Annotated in this window: 1 pseudogene; it reads right to left on the bottom strand. The window is 77.3% G+C overall.

What is annotated here, in order from left to right:
• Nucleotides 1-233 (bottom strand): annotated as a pseudogene (locus tag ACSNOK_RS36410) (LysR family transcriptional regulator); the annotation flags it as partial.

The raw sequence follows: 233 nt of genomic DNA, 5'->3' as shown, positions 1-233 counted from the left end.
CCCGGATGCCAGCCGATCAGGTGCCGCCAGCGCAGCGGCGCCCCGGCCAGCGGACGGGTCACCACGCCCGGGGCCGGCGGGAACGTCGCCCGGCACAGTCCGACCGCCCGTCCCACCTGCACCAGATGGACGCAGGAGGCGGTGTCGGTCTCGTAGACGCGGGCGGGGGTGAACCCGGCGCGGGCGCAGACGGCGGCGAAGCAGTCCGCGAAGCAGCCGTCCCCCGGCACGTC

Origin of the sequence: Streptomyces sp. URMC 126, from assembly GCF_051386555.1 — a bacterium.
Taxonomy (GTDB): Bacteria; Actinomycetota; Actinomycetes; order Streptomycetales; family Streptomycetaceae; genus Streptomyces.
Note: the sequence above shows the minus strand (reverse complement) of the source record. Positions and strands in the feature narration are given on the sequence as shown.